Annotated in this window: 9 protein-coding genes (1 of these 9 only partly in view); 5 read left to right on the top strand and 4 right to left on the bottom strand. The window is 70.7% G+C overall.

Annotation, left to right across the window (positions count from 1 at the left end):
* Positions 1-139 precede the first annotated feature (139 nt).
* Positions 140-1,897 carry an AarF/ABC1/UbiB kinase family protein gene (locus tag G6O69_RS22900; RefSeq protein ID WP_172305641.1) on the top strand — a complete coding sequence of 586 codons (1,758 nt, stop codon included), beginning with the start codon at positions 140-142 and terminating at the stop codon, positions 1,895-1,897.
* Between the two features lie 30 nt (positions 1,898-1,927).
* Here the strand turns inward: G6O69_RS22900 and G6O69_RS22895 are convergent, their stop codons facing one another.
* Positions 1,928-2,698: an alpha/beta fold hydrolase gene (locus G6O69_RS22895; protein ID WP_255216490.1), complete on the bottom strand. Its 771-nt coding sequence runs from the start codon at positions 2,696-2,698 to the stop codon at positions 1,928-1,930.
* Positions 2,699-2,768: 70 nt separating this feature from the next.
* Between G6O69_RS22895 and G6O69_RS22890 the strand changes: the two genes are divergently transcribed.
* Positions 2,769-3,236, top strand: a complete 468-nt coding sequence (locus tag G6O69_RS22890) for a hypothetical protein (RefSeq protein ID WP_172305639.1) — start codon at positions 2,769-2,771, stop codon at positions 3,234-3,236.
* Complete coding sequence (locus G6O69_RS22885) at positions 3,233-4,036, top strand: MBL fold metallo-hydrolase (RefSeq protein WP_172305638.1); 804 nt, start codon at positions 3,233-3,235, stop codon at positions 4,034-4,036. The genes G6O69_RS22890 and G6O69_RS22885 overlap by 4 nt, the downstream gene beginning before the upstream one ends.
* On the opposite strand, the gene G6O69_RS22880 is transcribed toward G6O69_RS22885, so the two are convergent.
* Genes G6O69_RS22880 through fabD form a run of 3 tightly spaced genes read right to left on the bottom strand, consistent with a single transcriptional unit; the run spans position 3,982 to position 8,464 of the window.
* The gene (locus tag G6O69_RS22880) at positions 3,982-5,490 is read right to left on the bottom strand and encodes an FAD-dependent monooxygenase (protein ID WP_172305637.1); all 1,509 of its coding nucleotides are present in this window, start codon (positions 5,488-5,490) and stop codon (positions 3,982-3,984) included. The two genes, G6O69_RS22885 and G6O69_RS22880, sit on opposite strands and share 55 nt — an antisense overlap.
* A complete protein-coding gene (locus G6O69_RS22875; protein ID WP_172305636.1) occupies positions 5,487-6,500 on the bottom strand; it encodes a Pnap_2097 family protein in 1,014 nt (337 codons plus the stop codon). Before G6O69_RS22875 ends, G6O69_RS22880 begins: the two co-directional genes overlap by 4 nt.
* A complete protein-coding gene (fabD, locus tag G6O69_RS22870; protein WP_255215857.1) occupies positions 6,497-8,464 on the bottom strand; it encodes an ACP S-malonyltransferase in 1,968 nt (655 codons plus the stop codon). Before fabD ends, G6O69_RS22875 begins: the two co-directional genes overlap by 4 nt.
* Positions 8,465-8,587: 123 nt before the next feature.
* On the opposite strand from fabD, the gene G6O69_RS22865 reads away from it, so the two are divergent.
* Together G6O69_RS22865 and G6O69_RS22860 are read left to right on the top strand one after the other, a co-directional pair.
* Positions 8,588-9,412 carry an SDR family NAD(P)-dependent oxidoreductase gene (locus tag G6O69_RS22865; RefSeq protein WP_172305634.1) on the top strand — a complete coding sequence of 275 codons (825 nt, stop codon included), beginning with the start codon at positions 8,588-8,590 and terminating at the stop codon, positions 9,410-9,412.
* A 224-nt stretch (positions 9,413-9,636) separates the two neighbouring features.
* Positions 9,637-16,875, top strand: partial view of an SDR family NAD(P)-dependent oxidoreductase gene (locus G6O69_RS22860; protein ID WP_172305633.1) — the beginning only. The gene runs 11,262 nt beyond the window's last position; the window shows 7,239 of its 18,501 coding nt (coding positions 1-7,239); the start codon lies at positions 9,637-9,639; the stop codon falls past the right edge of the window.

The following is a 16,875-nucleotide window of genomic DNA, read 5'->3' as shown; positions in this document are numbered from 1 at the left end:
AGTCTCGCGCGAACCAAATATTTAACTCGGGTTCCGAGCGATACAAAATGTATCACTCGAGATACTATCGATATGTACAGTCGGGGCCAGCCCACAGACGCCGGTCTGTGCTGGCACCTCGTGGGTCAATTCGAGTAGAGTGGCCGCCTACGTCGTGCTCGATCCAAAGCTCATCCCGACCCCCCTGGTGGTCAAAAAGCAAAGCTTCGAGCGCAAGCCCCCCGCCCGGGCCTCCCTGCTGCGGCCGCTGATCTTGGCGTGGATCTCCGCCGGGCTGGTCGCCCGGCTGGTGAGCGCCGGCTTCGCCCCAGCCAGCGAGCGCAGCAGCAAGCGCGGCGCCATCGTGCGCGAGTACTTCGAGCACCTCGGTGGCATGTGGCTCAAGCTCGGTCAGCTCCTGGCGATGCGCGTCGACGTGTTCTCCAAGGAGTTTTGTAACGAGCTCACCGAGCTCCAGGACCGGGTCTCGGCCTTCGACACCGCGACCGCCCGCAAGATCATCGAGGCGCAGATAGGCGCCCCAATCACCGCCGCCTTCGCCAACTTCAAGGATGAGCCGATCGGCGCCGCATCCCTCGCCCAGGTCCACAAGGCGCAATTTCACGATGGTACTTTGGTGGCCATCAAAGTCCTTCGGCCGAACGCCGACCGGCTGTTCCAAATTGACTTCGCCTGGCTGCGCGCGTGGTTTTCCCTGCTCGATCGCCTGGATCTCGGGCGCTCCTTCAATTGGCTCGAGATGCTCCAGGAGGTCCACACCCTCATCGAGGAGGAACTCGACTATTCCCACGAGCTCGCGGCCATCGAGCAGATGCGGGTGACCCTCGCCGCCCACGGCATCTATGTACCCAAACCCTTCCCCGAGTACAGCGGGCGCCGGGTGCTGGTCATGGAGTTCATCCCCGGCGTGACCATCGCCGAATACATCCGCATGCAGCGAGTCGACCCCGCCCGCGCCGAGGCCTGGCTCGACGAGAACGACATCGATCGCCGCGAGGTCGCCAGGGTCCTGTGCAGCTCGCTGCTGCGCCAGATGTTCGAGGACAACGTCTGCCACGGCGACCTCCACCCGGGCAACATCATGCTGCTCCGCGACAGCCGCGTGGCGCTGCTCGACTTTGGCACCGTCGGCTCCTTCGACGCCGAATTCACCTCGGTCTATCGGCTCTATCTCACCGCCATCGCCATGGGAAATATTGGTGAGGCCGCGGACCTGATGCTGTGGATCTCCAAGCCGCTCCCCCCAGACATCGAGATTAATCGTGTCCGGCGAGAGATCATGACCAGCCTGCGGAACTGGCGAGCGCGCACGCGTCAAACCAGCATCGGCGTCGAGAAGCGGTCCTTGTCGAGCTCCTCCGAGGAGATCGGCCAGATCATGATCAAGTACGGCTTCGAGTCCAACTGGAGCATCCTCAAGCTCGGCCGGACCTACAGCACCCTCGACATGACACTCAACGCCATCTACCCCGAGGTCAACTATCCCGACCTCCTCGAGGGCTACTACCGCGGCTTCATCCGCAGGCGGATCAAATCCTCTATTAAGGATCTGGCGACCCTGCCCCTGCGGATCATGGACTATGCGCCGCTCTTCCTCCCGCAGCTACGCGCGAGCTCCTTCGAGTACAGCAGGCCCAAGCCCAGCTCGGCCCAGGTCTTCGTGCAGTGGCTGCTCCGCCACGCCCGCCTGCTCCTGACGTCCGCGGCCATCTTCATGCTGGCCGTCTACTACGCCCAGCACCGCCCAGCGACGTGGTCGCGGCTGTTCTCCCCCGAGGGCGCCGTGTCGGGGCTGGTCGAGCGCGTCCCGAGCACGAGCCCAGCGCTGTGCCTGATCCTCGGGCTGGTCGCCCTCTACCTCGCCTGGTCGGCGCACCGAGCCATCCGCAAGCGCTGACTTGGTGTCAGATCCTCACCTGAATGATATTCACAGTGTGATCCTGCGGACAATTGTCCGCAGCAGGGCCGGCTGCTCGTCATGCAGATAAAAGTGTCCCCCGGGGAAGCTCTGGACCGAGAACTCCCCCCGCGTCTGCTCTCCCCAGGCGCGCAGCTCCTCGGGCGTCACGCAGCGATCCTCTCGCCCTCCAAATGCGTGCACCGGACAGCTCAGGCGCGGCCCAGGCCGGTAGGAATAGGCGTTGAGCAGCTGAAAGTCCGCGCGCAATGTCGGCACGAAGAATTTCAACAATTCTTCATCACGCATGAGCTGGTCGGGAATGCCGCCAAAGCGTGACTGAATCATGTGAACGAAGCTCGCGTCGTCGAGCCCCTCCGTGACAGGGTTGACGACCGCCTGGGGCGCGCGGCGGCCCGAAACGAAGAGCTGCACCGGAGGTGGCGCGCCGAGTTCCTGGAGCCGCCTGCACACCTCGAAGGCCAGCAAACTTCCCATGCTGTGGCCGAATACCGCGTAGGGACGCGCGAGGCGGGGCTGCATCGCCCGCGCGATCTCATCGACGAGCTCGTCGAGGTTTTGGGTCAGCGCCTCGTGCTTGCGACCGTCACGGCCGGGTAACTGAATTGGCACGACGTCGAGGTGGTGACGCAGCTCGCGAACCCAAGACACGAACATGGTTCCCCCCTTCCCGGCGTAGGGGAAACAGAACAGTTGAAGCGACGCGATCGCCGGCTTCCATGGCCGCAAGAACCACGGAGATTCAGCCACCGACTGGCGCACGTCTTCGGCATGAAACATCACACCCTCACTCATCGAGATTGACCATCAGCCTCGGGTAGTCTAGCGTGGTTCGCGGCGGAGGAGAACAATGGCAGAAGCACACGTCGAAGCGAGCACGAACCCGATCCTCGTGCACGAAACCCAGCCCGATCGAGATATCACGGACAAGCGCAAGTCTCACGACGACGGCAAGAAAGCTCGCAAGGGCGGGCGCAAGGCCAAGGCCAAGGCCAAGGCCGACAAGGACAAGCGCGAGAGCGATCGCAAGCGCAGGCACAGCACCGACAAGCACGGCCGCGGCGGCGTGCTCTCGGCCATCCACGAGGCCAGCATGACCCTCGTCGGCGCCCAGGCGGACGTCCTCTCGGAGATCCTGTCGAGCTATCGCGAGCGCTACGAAGAGTCCGTCGAAGACAACGACAACCACTGGATCTTCGACATGGGCAAGAACGTGACCAACGCGCTGTGGGACGGCTTCGAGCACGCCTCGGAGATTCCACGCCAGGTCCGTGACGCCTACCGCGACGAGCGCGACTACGACCCCGACGAGGCGTGAGCACGGCCGAACTCCGCTATCATCGGTACTCTTTCTTCGAGTACCGTACTCTCGGCACGTCACTCTTCATGGACCCAGCGTTCTCCCGCTACCGCAGGGGCGCGTGGGTCGGTAGCGGAGTCGTCGATCGCTGCGACATCGTGGCGGTGACCTCTGGCGACTTCGATCACTATTGTGACGCCATTGACGTCCTCCTCGGCCACGATCCCCAGCTCGTGGCGAGTGTCGACATTTGTCGCGCGATCTGGGAGCACATCGAGCGCAAATACGGCACTCGGCACCTGAACAAACACCACTTCATCGGGCTCGAGGACCAGGAGTCGGCCAATAACGGCCGGCTTCGGCTCACGGGCTATCGCGTCGAGCCGTGGCGCCTTCAGCAGCTGTGGCTCGACTTCCTGCGTCGGCCCGAGGACATCACTCGCCTGGGGGCGACCCTGCGCAGGACCCCCCAGCACGCGGACGGCCTGGCCTTCGTGATCGAGATGGCCGGGCGGCGAATTGCCCACCTCGGCTGCGCGCTACACCCCAAGACCAATTGGTCGGACATTCGCACGATCGCCTCGGGTGGCGTCGACCTCGTGGTCTGCTCGGCCAACGCCGACTATGTCGAGGAGCTCGTCCGCGGGGTGTCGATCCTCGCGCCCAGCCAGCTCGTGCTCTACAAGGGGCGCATGGCGATCGAGGGGCGCATCGGCGTCCAGCGGGCCTCGCTCGGTGAATTCGAGGAGGCCGTGCGCGACCGCTACCCCGGCGTCGAGGTCACGGTGCTCTCGCCCGGCTCCGCGCGCCCGCTTTGAGCCTCGAGCGAGGGCGGGCGACGAAAATAGAGCTGACGCGCGAGCCGAAACATCATCTGTGGCCGCAGCAGCGCCCACGGTGAACCCGTGAAGTGGGCGATGCGCAGGACCGCCTGCATCGCCTTGGGGTCGCCGCTGATCCGGTGCATCTTCGCGTTGCCCGAGGCCACGAAGTAGCGGCCGATCCGGCTGCGCATCAGCTTGCCGTAGACCCCGAGGGCCTCGACCCCGCTCGCCTCGGGCCAGCTCGCGTCGAGGCCTCCGACCGTCAGGAAGGGGATCCGCACGAGGCGGTGGAGGCGGCGGTGATAGGCCCGAGACAGGCGCGAGAGGTCGCCCCTGCGCGCGCGCTGGCGGTCGATCTCCTCGCCCAGGGTGAGGGCGCCCAGCGTGGCCAAGGTGATGCCCTGGCCGTAGATCGGGTTGAAGGCAGCGACAGCGTCGCCGACCGCGACCAGGCCGCTGGGCAGCCGCGCCCGCTGCCAGCCGCGCAGCTGCGTCCGGGATGTCCGGCTGATGGTCACCGGGGTCAGCGGCGTGGCCGAGGACAGCAGCTGGTGAAGCTCGGGGTGGCCCAGGCTCGCGGCGAAGGGCACGAAGGCCTCGTCGTCGTCGGTCGGTCGGTCCTCGCCGACGGAGGCGAGCATCGCCAGCCAGCGCCCGCCCTCGATGGGCACGACCGCGGCGCTGCGCGACCAGTGCGGGGCCTGGGGGATCGTGCTGGCCATGGCCCAGCCCCGCGTCTCGTCGGGCTCGCGCGCGTACTGTCGGCAGGCGTAGCCCAGGTTCGAGGACACCGCGCGCAGGGCCGGCGGCTCGTAGCCGAGCTGCTCGAGCCACTTCGTGGACATGGCCCGCCGGCCGGTCGCGTCGACCACGAGCTCGCCCTCGAGGCGCTCGCCACCACCGTCTTCGCCCCCGGCGTCGGCGAGCTGGACCCCGCGCACGCGATCGTCCTCGACGATCAGCTGCTCGACTGCGGCCCCATCGCGCAGCTCGATGCGCGGGTCGTCACGGATGTAGCCGACCAGCAGCCAGTCGATCAGCGGCCGGCTGCAGCCGTAGATCTCGAGCTCGGAGTCGAACTGCTGGAGCCGGCCGTGCTGCGAGCGGATGAAGGTGTCGCGGGCGTAGTCGAACTTCACCGCCCCCGCGGCGCGCATGTCCGCGGCCAGGCGCGGGAAGAGCTGCTCGAGGCGCTCTCGGCCCCCGGCGAGCACGAAGTGAATGTGGTGCGACTGGGGGACCCCCCGGCGGGGCTGGGGCGAGTCCGGGTAGCGATCGCGCTCGAGCACCGTGACGCGTTCGAAGCGCTCGGCGAGCACGCGCGCGGTCACCAGGCCGGCCACGCTGCCGCCCACGACGATCGCGTGGCCGCGCCTGAGCGCGGGCTCGAGCTTGGTATCGGGCTCGGGTTTGGTATCGGGCTCGGGTTTGGGCTCGGGCTCGGTCATGGCGCTCCCTCCTGTCCGCCGACGCCGGCCGCGGCCAGCCGCTCGTAGATCCGCTCGGCCTGGCCGTGGATCCGCTTGACCGTGAAGAGGTCGGCGATCGGGCTGTCGTCGGCGCGGGTCAGCGTCGACCACAGCCGGACCACGCCCCCGCCCCCATACCCACTGGTGTTGCGATCGGCGTCCAGCGCCACGCTCAGGCTGCGCAGGCGATAGTGGACGAGATCGCCCGAGTCGACGTTGCCGTAGTAGAACACGTCGCGGGCGACGGGCGTGCTGACCAGCGCCCAGTCGGCGTCGACGCCCAGGCTGGTCATGAAGCGGCGCTCGCAGATGTCGCTGATCCGCGGGTAGGACGCGAAGTAGAGCAGCCCGACCCCGTTGAGGTCGGTGTAGGGGCAGACCGCGTAGTCGAGGCGCGCGAGCTCCCCCGGCGCCGGGAAGCTGTAGCCCAGGAGCGTCACCCCGGGCGCCGCGCTGGGCTGTGAGGGCTCGAAGGCGGCGACCTTGAGCTTGCGGTAGCCAGCGCTGAAGGGCGGCGTGACGCGGTACTCCAGCGCCCGAGAGCGGGCGATGGCCTCGGGCGTCGCGCGGCTGAGGCTCTTGTTGTTGCTCGACCGGCTGACGAAGACCGTGGCCATGTCCACCCGCGCCACGGCCTGCTCACGCGGCCCGCGAAGGGTCTGCGAGGAGAAGAAGCGCTTGTCCCGAAAGCGGCTCAGCGCGCCCTCGAGGGTGACGTGGTCGTTCTCGGCGAAGGCGAGCAGGCCGCTGCTCTCGAAGCGCACGCGCAAGAAGGTGGAGTAGAGGCGCTCGCCCTCGCCGTCGACCACCGCGCTCGAGACCACCCCGAGGTCCTCGCAGAGCATCCGCCAGTGCTGCGCGCCGCACTCCTTGAACAGCCAGCGCTCCGAGAGCCCGCCGATCAGCAGCTGCGGCATGCCCAGGCTGTAGCTGGCCCAGGGCGCCGGGGCCTCCTCGGCGCCCTCCCGCAGGTCGATGGCCCCCCTCACGCCGACACCCGCTGCTGGCTGTGCTGGGCGTCGCCCTCGAGCTGGCGCAGCAGCTGCTCGAGCGAGGCCGGGCCGCGGGCGAAGCGGTTGAGCGCCGCGAGCGAGCAGCCGCGGTCGTCGAGGTGGTGGCGCACGAAGCCCGCCAAGGTCCCAGAGGGGCCCAGGTCGACGAGCAGGCCGCCGCGCCGGCGCACGGCCTCGATGGCGTCCAGGAAGTGCACGGGGGCCCTCACGGCCTCCCACAGCAGCGCTGCGTCGACGCGCTCGAGCCAAGCCCGGCGCGAGGGCGAGTACATGGGCAGCGCGAGGGGGCGCAGGCTCACGGCCCGGGCCCGCGCCAAGAAGGGCGCCTCCACGGCGTCGAGGGCCGGGCCATGCAGCGCGTGGAGCATGGGCAGGGGCTGGGTGATGCGCTCGCGCTCGCGCGCCGCCGCGGCCGCCGCCTCGATCGCGGCCGGCGGACCCGAGACGATGAAGTGGCGAGAGAAGTCGATCCCCGCCAGCGTGCAGCCCTCGAAGCACTCGGGCTCGCGCGCGAACACGGCGGGCTCGTCGAAGACCGCGAGCATCGCCCCCGGGGCGACGCGCTCCTCGATCAAGGTGGCGAGCTCGAGGCTGAGCTCGAGGGCGTCGCGCCAGCTCAAGGCCCCGGCCGCGACGGCGGCGAGCCACTCGCCCAGGCCGTAGCCCAGCGTGGCGTCCGGGGCCACCCCGCGCTCACGCATCACCGCGCTCAGCCCCACTCCCAGGCTGACCAGCGCGGGGGTGGAGAAGCGCAGGCGCTCGAAAGGATCGAAGGGCCGATAGTCCTCGAACATCACCCGGCCCAAGGGCCGGGGAAGCTTCGCGTCGGCGACCTCGAAGCAGGCGTCGACCGCCGCGCGGTAGCCCGGGTGCTCGCGATAGAGGGCCTCGCCCATGCGGTAGTACTGGGAGCCGTGCCCCGTGTAGGCGAACACGCGCCCGCCCGCGGGGAGCTCTCGCGCGCGCTTGGGCTGAAAGTTGCGAAGTGAAGGTGGAGATTGGAGCGCGGGCTCGCTGACAGGCTCGGTTTCCCGATTTGGTTCCGACTCCGACTGCGCCGTCCAAATCGAAATATCCACATCCATGGGTCGTTCGCGGATCTGTGCCATCATGCGAGTCAACGCATTTCCTGGCCCGATCTCTTCGATCTCTGCACCTGGATACCCGAGCAGCTTGGACGCGCTCTCGTACCAGCGGACCGGCCAGGAGATCTGCGCCGCGAGGACCTCGCGAATGTCCTCAGGGTCCTCTGGATAGGGGCTGGCCGTCAAATTCGCGATCACCGGGAAGCGCGGCGGACGGGGGCTGACCTCGCGCAAGGTCCGGGCGAAGGCCTGACGCGCGGGCTCCATCGCCGGCGTGTGAAAAGCGGCACTGACCTTGAGGCGAATGTATCGAACACCAGGGTCCCCTTCGAAGAGGACCGCCGCGTCCTCGATGGCCTGCGTGGGCCCAGCGACGACGGTCTGCTCGCTCGTGTTGAGGTTCGCGACATGAAGATCATCGCGCTTCGCGTCCCGCAGCCGCGCCTCGATGGCCTCGGCCGACATCCCCAGTACCGCCGCCATCGCGCCCCCACCGGCCTCCGCCATCAGCCGGCCGCGGGTACGCACGAGCGTGAGCGCGGTTCGGAAGTCGAACACCCCAGCGGCCATCAAAGCTGCATATTCGCCCAGACTGTGGCCTGCGACGGCGATCGGGTCGCTCGCGTTGCGTTCACGCCAGCGCAGCCACGCGAGCGCCGTCACCACGAAGACTGCTGGCTGTGTGAACTGTGTATCGTTGAGAACACGCTTGGGGTCCTCCAAGCACAGCTCTCGCACGTCATACCCGAGAATCTCGTTCGCCTCGGCGACGAGCGAGGGGTAGGCCTCGAACAGCTCCCTCCCCATACCTTTGAATTGAGATCCCTGACCAGGGAAGATGGCAATTCGCACCATGGCATCCACACCCCAAGAATATGACACTTTTCCTCGCCGCCTCTCCGACGACGTCGCGACGATAGCGATCAACGCGCTGGATCGCAACAGAGGACTCGTGTAACATGTCCGCCGGCTGCGGGGATGATGATGTTGCGTGGGAGGGTAGCCCTGGTCACGGGCGCGAGCCGAGGTTTGGGCAAGGGCATCGCCACCGAGCTCGCGGCGGCAGGTGCAACCGTGATCGTGACGGCTCGTACCGTCGATCCACGCGGTGATCGCCCGGGCTCACTGCGAGCGACGATCGCTACGATTCGGAACACTGGGGGGCTGTGCGAAGGCTTCGCTGTCGACCACGCCGACGACGCCCAGGTCCGGGCCCTGCTCGAGTCCATCGATCGGCGCTACGGCCGGCTCGACCTGCTCGTGAACAATGTCTACGCGAACCCGGCCCTCGATCCGGCTCTCGGGCCGGAGGTCCTCAAACGCAAGTTCTGGCGCACCCCTGTGGGGATCTGGGACACAATGCAGCGCGTCGGGTTGCGCTCCCACTATGTGGCGAGCTACTACGCCGCGCCAATCATGATCCGTCGACCAGGCGGGTTGATTGTCAACATTTCATCCTGGGGCGCGCAGCGAGACCTCTTCACCCTCCCCTACGGGGTGACCAAGGCAGGGGTCGATCGCCTCGCCCAGGGTCTCGCGGCCGAGCTTCGCGACTACGACGTCAGCGCGGTGTCACTCTACCCTGGCATTGTCGAGACAGAGCTCGCCCACTTCGCGGACGAAATGAGGCAGTCGGGGCTCGTGGAGACACCTGCACTGACAGGCCGAGCAGTCGTCGCCCTCGCTCGCGACGAAGAGCGAATGCGATTCAGCGGCGAGACCCTCGTCGTCGCAGAACTCGCGCGAGCCTATGGGTTCCGCGATCTCGACGAGCGCCTCCCCGCGTCGCTCGGGCAAGCCTGAGCACAATTAAACATATGAGAAAAACCCAGCCCGCCCGGAAAATCGGGTGAGGTTGGTGGACACCTCGATCTAACGATCAGTGAACATTAAATACAGCGCTCCGGCCCGACCGCATGGCACCGAGCGCGAACGCAGCCGCATCGACTGCAAAGTTCGAATTTAACATTTACATTAACCCGAGCCTCCCCGGCTCGGGGCTCACGCCCCACGCCCAAGGACTACTCGTGATCGAGAACAATGAACTGAGCGCGCTGCTCGAGCGCGTCACCGCGGGTGATATCGGCGACGACGAGGCGATCGCGGCCGTCGAGGCGCTCCTCGACGGCTCGCCATCTCCCTCCCCCTCCCCCTCGAGCGCCACCGCCTCGCCTCCGATCCCGGCTTCGGGTGGGCGCCAGGCCCTCGTGGACGAGCTCATCGGCCTCGCGGCGGGGCTCCTCGAGATCGAGCGCGAGGCCCTGCACCTGCGCCGGCCGATCTCCGACTATGGCTTCACCTCGGTGATGGCGGCCGACTTCGCGGCGCGCCTCCAGCAGCGCTTTGGGCTCGAGCTTCCCCCCACGATCTTCTTCGAACACCACGACCTCGGCTCCCTCCTCGACATGCTCATCGAGCGGATCGCCGAGTCGCCCGCGGGCACCCCTGCGGGCAGTCCTGCGGGCAGTCCCGCGGGCAAGGGTGCCGCCGTCGACGAGACTATAGAGGATCGCCCCGAGCCCCAGGTCTTCGACAGGGTCGTGCTCCGTTCACTCGTTGACGAGCAGGACGAGCAGGACGAGCAGCGTGCTCGACCCACGCCCGCGATCCGGCCCAGCCCTTCGCCCAGCCTCGCCCTCGACGAGCCCGCCGCGATCATCGGGATCGCCGGCCGCATGCCCGGCGCCGAGGATGACCTCGACGCCTTTTGGCGCCTGATGCTCTCGGGGCAGCGCGCCACCGGCCGCGTCCCGCAGGCGCGGCGCGAGGCGGGGACCTTCGCGATCCTCGACGGCGACCCGCGTGGCGCCAGCGGTGGGTTCTTGGCGGACGTCGCCCGCTTCGACGCCGCTTTCTTCGGGATCTCGCCTCGCGAGGCGCGGCTCATGGATCCCCAGCAGCGCCTCTTCCTCGAGGTCGCCTGGCACGCCTTCGAGGACGCCTGCCTGCCCCCCAGGCAGCTGGTCGGCTCGCGCACCGGCGTGTTCGTGGGCGTCGCTACCCACGACTACAACGACCTCATCGTCGCCGCGCGGACCCCCGGCGATCCCCTGCTGGCCACGGGCCTCGCCCGCGCGCTGCTGCCCAACCGCGTGTCCTGGCTGCTCGGCCTGCGCGGGCCCAGCGAACCCGTCGACAACGCCTGCGCGAGCGCGCTGGTGGCCGTCTCCCGGGCCGTCGACGCCCTGCGCTCGGGGGCCTGCGAGCTCGCCCTCGTCGGGGGCGTGAACCTCGTGCTCCACGATCGCGTGCAGGCCTCCTTTGCCCGGGCGGGCATGGTCAGCCAGCGAGGTCGCTGCGCGTCTTTTTCCGCCGAGGCCGACGGCTTCGTGCGTGGCGAGGGCGTCGGCGCGATGATCCTCAAGCCGCTGACCGCGGCCCTCGCCGACGGCGATCGCATCCACGCGCTGATCCGCGGCGCGGCCACGGGGCACAGCGGACGCAGCCCAAGCCTCACCGCGCCCCAGCTCGAGGCGTGGACCGAGGTCATCGCCTCGGCCCAGGCCCGCGCCGGCGTCTCGGCCAGCGAGATCGACTATGTCGAGGCCTACGGCATCGGCTCGCCGGGCGGAGACGCCGTCGAGATCGCGGCCCTGCGCGCGGCGGGGCTCGGCGCCTCGGCCACGCAGCCCTGCACGATCGGCTCGGTCAAGAGCAACCTCGGGAGCCTCGAGACGGCCTCGGGCATGGCCGCGCTGCTCAAGGTCGTGCTCGCCCTGCGCGGCGATCGGCTGCCGCCCACGGCGGGCCACGATCGCCCAAACCCCGCGCTCGAGCTCGGGCCTGGCCTGCGCCTGCTGACCCAGCCGCAGCCGTGGCCGCGCGGTGATCGTCCGCGCCGCGCGGGCGTCAGCGCGTTCAGCTATGGCGGCGCGAACGCCCACGTGATCGTCGAGGAGCCCCCTGCCCCGGCGCCGGGCGCCTCGCTCCCCGACGCCCCGCGCCCCCTCGTGATCTCCTCGCGCAGCGGCGAGGGCCTGCGCGCCCAGGTCGAGGCGATGATCGTCTTCCTCGAGCGCGCCGAGGCTCAGGCTCGCGCCTACCTCGAGCAGGGCGTGGCCCCGCGCCCGCCCGCCCAGGCAGAGATCGCCTACACCGCGCAGCTCGGCCGCGACGCCTGGCCGCATCGCCTGGCCGTCGTCGGGCGCAGCCGCGGCGAGTGGCTCGAGGGTCTGCGCGCCTGGGCCCGCGCCGGCGCGGCGCCGGCCGGCGTCTACCTCGGCCAGGTCCACGAAGCCCAGGGCGCCGGCGCCCGCGAGCGGACCTCTGGGGCGCCTGAGGTCGACTGCGCGGGGCTGTCCGCCGACGCCCTCGCCCGGCGCTGGGTCGCTGGCGACGCGCTCGACTGGCGCAGCGCGTGGTCAGGCTGCGCGCCGCAGTGGACCTCGATCCCCGGCTACGCCTTTGGCGGGCGCCAGCATTGGTTCGACCGTCGCGGCGGCCGTCGGATCGCGGCCAGCGAGGGCCAGGCCGCGCCCGCGCAGCTCGGCCGTCGCCTGGCTCGCGGCGACGAGCGCCTGGCGATCCACAGCTTCGCCGGCGCGTCGATGCTCTCGGCCTCGACGGCCCTGTGCGTCCTGCTCGAGATCGCCGCCGAGCTCGAGCCTGGGCGACCGCTGCGAGTCGCGGCCAGCTTCCTGCGCCCGGCCCTCGTCGGCGAGGGGCCCGTCGAGCTGCGCGCGGAGCTCAGCCAGCGAGGAGACGAGCGCACGCTCGAGCTGCGGACGAGCCCCGATGTGTCCGAGTCCGAGTCCGAGCCCGAGTCCGGACCCGCGCCGATCAGCGCACGGCTTTTCCCGACCCCCCACGCAGACCCACCAGCGGCCCTCCCCCTGAGCTTCCTGCGCGAGCGAGCGCAGCGCAGCCAAGCCGGCGCGGCGCTCCACGCCGAGGTCGCGGCCATCGTCGAGTTCGAGCCCGCGCGCGCGGCCCTGAGCAGGGTGTGGATCGCAGACGCCTGGGCCCTCGCCAGCCTCGAGGGCGCGGCCGACTGGCGCTCGCCCGTCCCCGCGCTCGAGGCCGCCTTCACGCTGCTCGCCGCGCTGCGCCCCGAGGGCGCCCAGGCGGGGATGATCCGCGGCGTCGAGGCGCTCGACTGGCTGCCTGGAGCGCAGCCCCAAGCCGCGGCCTTCGTGCTCGCCGAGCGCAGCGGGCAGCGCTACGCCCTGACCATCGTCGACGCACACGGCGAGGCGCTCGCGACCCTCGGCGGGGTCGAGGTCGCCTGGCCTGGGCTGCCCCAGTCCACCAGCCAGTCCACCAGCGGGGCCCCGACTCTCCAGACCCCGCCCCCCGAGCTCTCCGGCCCGCAGCTCGGCGCCGCCGTCGAGGCCCTCGAGCGCCGCTGCGTGGCGCTGATCCGCGGGGCCTTCGTCGCCGAGGGCGTCGACCTCGACGGCGTCCAGATCCGCGACCAGATCGACGACCAGGCCGAGGCCCTGCGCCGCGAGTTTGGGGTCGCGGCCCGCTACGCCCCGCTCTTCGCCCGCCTGACCACGGACCTGCGCGCCGGGGCGTCCACGCCCGCGCACGGCCAGCTCGACGCCGAGGTCAAAGCCGCGATCGCCCCTCACCTGCGTCTGGCCGAGCGGACCTGCGCGCGCCTCTTCGAGGTCCTGCGCGGCGTCGTCGATCCCCTCGAGGTCCTCTTCCCCAGCGCCTCGCTCGAGGCCGTGGCCGCGGTCTACGGCGCCAACGCCCTGTCCGCCCCCTTCCACGCGGCCGCGGCCGCGATCGCCTGTGACTTCGTCGCCGCCAGCGAGGCCCCCGGGCAGCTGCGCCTGCTCGAGGTCGGCGCGGGCACGGGCGGCAGCACCGGCCCGATCCTCCGCGCCCTCGAGCCCTGGGCCGAGCGCCTGCGCTACGCCTGCACCGACGTCTCCGCCGGGCTCACCCGCGAGGCCGAGCGCCGCTTCGGGCCGCGCCACCCCAACCTCGACTTCGGCCGCCTCGACATCGAGCGCGCGCCCTCGGGCCAGGGCTACGCCCTCGGCGCCTACGACCTGGTGTTCGCCTCGAACGTGCTCCACGCGACCCACGACCTCGCGCGGACCCTCGACCACGTCGCCGCCTTGCTGCGCCCCGGCGGGCGCCTCGTGCTCCTCGAGGCCACCCAGCTCCACGCCTTCCTCGACGTGACCTTTGGCCTGCTCGACGGCTGGTGGTGCTTCGAAGACGGCGAGCGCCGCCTGCCCGGCGGGCCGCTGGTCTCCCCCGAGGGCTGGCGGGCGCTGCTGCGCGACGCGGGCTTCTCTGCGGTCGAGCGCGTGCGCGTCCTCGACGAGGGCGCCAGCGGCTTCCAGACCCTGCTGGTCGCAACCCGCGGCCGCGCGCCCGCCCGCGAGCACGCCGAAGTCCCCAAGCGCTGGGAGCGAGCCGCCGCCCCCGAGCGCGCGGACACCCGCGAGCTCGACGAGGCCCTCGTCGCCCGCGTGATCCTCGAGCTCTCCGCGCTCATGTCCGAGGCCCTCGAGCTCGAGGCCGAGGCCCTCGATCCCCAGCGCCCCTTCTTCGACTACGGCCTCGACTCCTTCCTGGGCGCGGGCCTGGTCGACCGCGCTCGCGCCCAGCTCGGCGTCCCGCTGCACATCACCAGCTTGTTCAACCACCCGAACCTCGCCGCGCTCGGCCGCCACATCGCGGGCCTCGGCGGCTCGGCCCTGGCCGCGCGCCTCGGCCTGGGCAACTCCGACGCGCAGGTCGACTCCGCCCACGCGGCCCCCTCCCACTCGGCCCCCTCCCACTCGGCCCCCTCCCACTCGGCCCCCTCCCACTCGGCCCCCTCCCACTTGACCCGCGCCACCCAGGCCGCCGCCGCCCCCCTCGTCGCGCCCACCGACGTCGCCGTGATCGGCATGGCCGGCCAGCTCCCCGACGCCCCGGACCTCGAGCGCTTCTGGGACAACCTCGCCGAGGGCCGCTGCTCGATCCGCCCGGTCCCCGCCGAGCGCTGGTCCGCGGGCGATCACTACGACCCCGACCCCACCAACCTCGACGCCTCCTACTGCGTCGAGGGCGGCTTCCTCGACGGCGTCGCGGACTTCGACGCCGAGCTCTTCGGCATGACCGGGCGCGAGGCGGCGCTGACCGATCCCCAGCACCGGCTCTTCCTCGAGCAGGCGTGGACCGCCCTCGAGCACGCCGGCTACGCCGAGCCCACGCTCTCGCAGCTGCGCTGCAGCGTCTACGTGGGCGCCGGGCCCGGGGACTACCTGACCGAGATGCTGCGCGTCGGGGCCGAGAAGGGCGCGCAGTGCTTTTGGGGCAACACCGCCTCGGTGATCGCCTCGCGCGTGTCCTTCACCCTCGATCTCAAGGGCGCGAGCCTGGCCGTGGACACGGCCTGCTCGTCCTCGCTCGTGGCCATCCACCTCGCCTGCCAGAGCCTGTGGAGCGGCGAGTCCGACCTCGTCGTCGCCGGCGGCGTGTTCATCCAGGTCGCCCCCACCTTCCACGTGCTCGCGAGCAACGGGCGCATGCTCTCGCCCCAGGGCCGCTGCCGGACCTTCGACGCGGGCGCGGACGGCTTCGTCCCCGGCGAGGCGGTCGGCGCCCTGGTGCTCAAGCTCCTCGCCGCGGCGCTGCGCGACGGCGACACGATCCACGGCGTCATCAAGGCCTCGGGGATCAACCAGGACGGGCGCACCGCCGGGATCACGGCGCCCTCGGGCGACGCCCAGGCGGCGCTGATGCGCTCGACCTACGCGCGCTTCGATCTCGACCCCGCGTCGATCGGCTGCATCGAGGCCCACGGCACCGGCACCCGCCTGGGGGATCCGATCGAGTTCGAAGCGCTCAGCCGGATCTACGACGACGGCGGCCCCCGCCAGCGCTGCGCCCTGGGATCGGTCAAGACCAACATCGGGCACACGGCGACGGCCGCGGGCATCGCCGGCGTGCTCAAGGGCCTGCTCATGCTCGGCCACCGCGCGCTCCCGCCCTCGCTGCACTTCGATCGCGCCAACCCGCACATCGATCTCGAGGCCAGCCCCTTCTTCGTCAACACCGCGCTGCGCCCCTGGCAAAGCGAGGGGCCGCGGCGCGTCGCCGTCAGCTCCTTCGGCTTTGGCGGGACCAACGCCCACGTCGTGCTCGAGGAGGCCCCGGCCCGCCCCGCGATCGCCCCGCGGACCCGCGCGGCCGAGCTCTTCGTGTTCTCGGCGGCCTCCGAGGCGGCCCTGCGCGCCCTGATCGAGCGCCACCTCGCGCACCTCGACGCAGGCGCGGCGCTCGACATCGTCGACCTCGCCCACACCCTGGGCGTGGGCCGCAAGCACCTGCGCTTTCGCCTGGCCGTCGCCGCGCGCTCCCTCACCGCGCTGCGCCGCTCCCTGACCGACTGGCTCGCCGGCCAGGCCGACGCCCGCACCTTCGTTGGACCGCGCACGGGCGTGGCCGCCAACGCCGGCCACGATCCAGCCCAGCTCGCGGAGGTCCGCCGGCTCAGCGAGGCCGCCGCGCTCGACGAGGACGCCCGGCTCGAGCGCGCCGAGGCCCTGGCCCAGCGCTACGTCCACGGCTACGTCCCCGCGTGGGCGCAGTGGTTCGCGGGCCTCACGGCCCGGCGCCTGCCCCTGCCCACCTACCCCTTCCAACGCCAGCGCTACTGGATGCAGGCGCGTCCGCAGCACGGCTGGACCGAGCCCCGAGCCGCGCGCGACTCGTCCACCCCGGTCGCCGAGCAGCCCGCGTCCCTGCGCGAGCTCTACGCCACCCCTCGGTGGCGCCGCGCCGCGCCGACGCGCACCCGCGCCCAGATCGGCACCTGCCTGTTCGTCGGCGAGGGCGCCCTCGCTCGGGTGCTCGAGGCCGCGGGGATCGATGTCGTGCACCTCGGGTCGAGCTTCGACGCCCGCGACCCGCGGCGCTGGGCCGAGGCCCTCGCCCAGTTCGCGAGCAAAGATCCGACGCGCGCCCACGGGCTGTCGCTGGTGATCGACGTCGACGCCCCCCAGCTCGCGAGCCACGATCTCGTCGCGCGCTTCATCGCGCCGGTCGAGGCGGCCGCCCGCGCCATGCTCGAGCAGGGCGCGCCCAAGGTCGAGCACCTCTTCGTGCTCCACCGCAGCCCCCGCGCCGCCCCGGATCTCCGCTCGGCCTACGCCGAGGCCGTCGCCGGCTTCTCGGCCTCCCTGCGCCCGCTGCTGCCGAGCACGAGCTCTCGCGTGCTCCTGCTCGAGCCCAGCGAAGACCCGATCCGTCACGCCGAGGCCCTGGCCCGCGAGCTGAGCTGCGTCGATCTGGCCGACCTCGTGGCCTACGCCGAG

Source organism: Pseudenhygromyxa sp. WMMC2535, assembly GCF_011083025.2.
The sequence above is the reverse complement of the archived record's forward strand: the minus strand, read 5'-3'. Positions and strand labels throughout refer to the sequence as shown.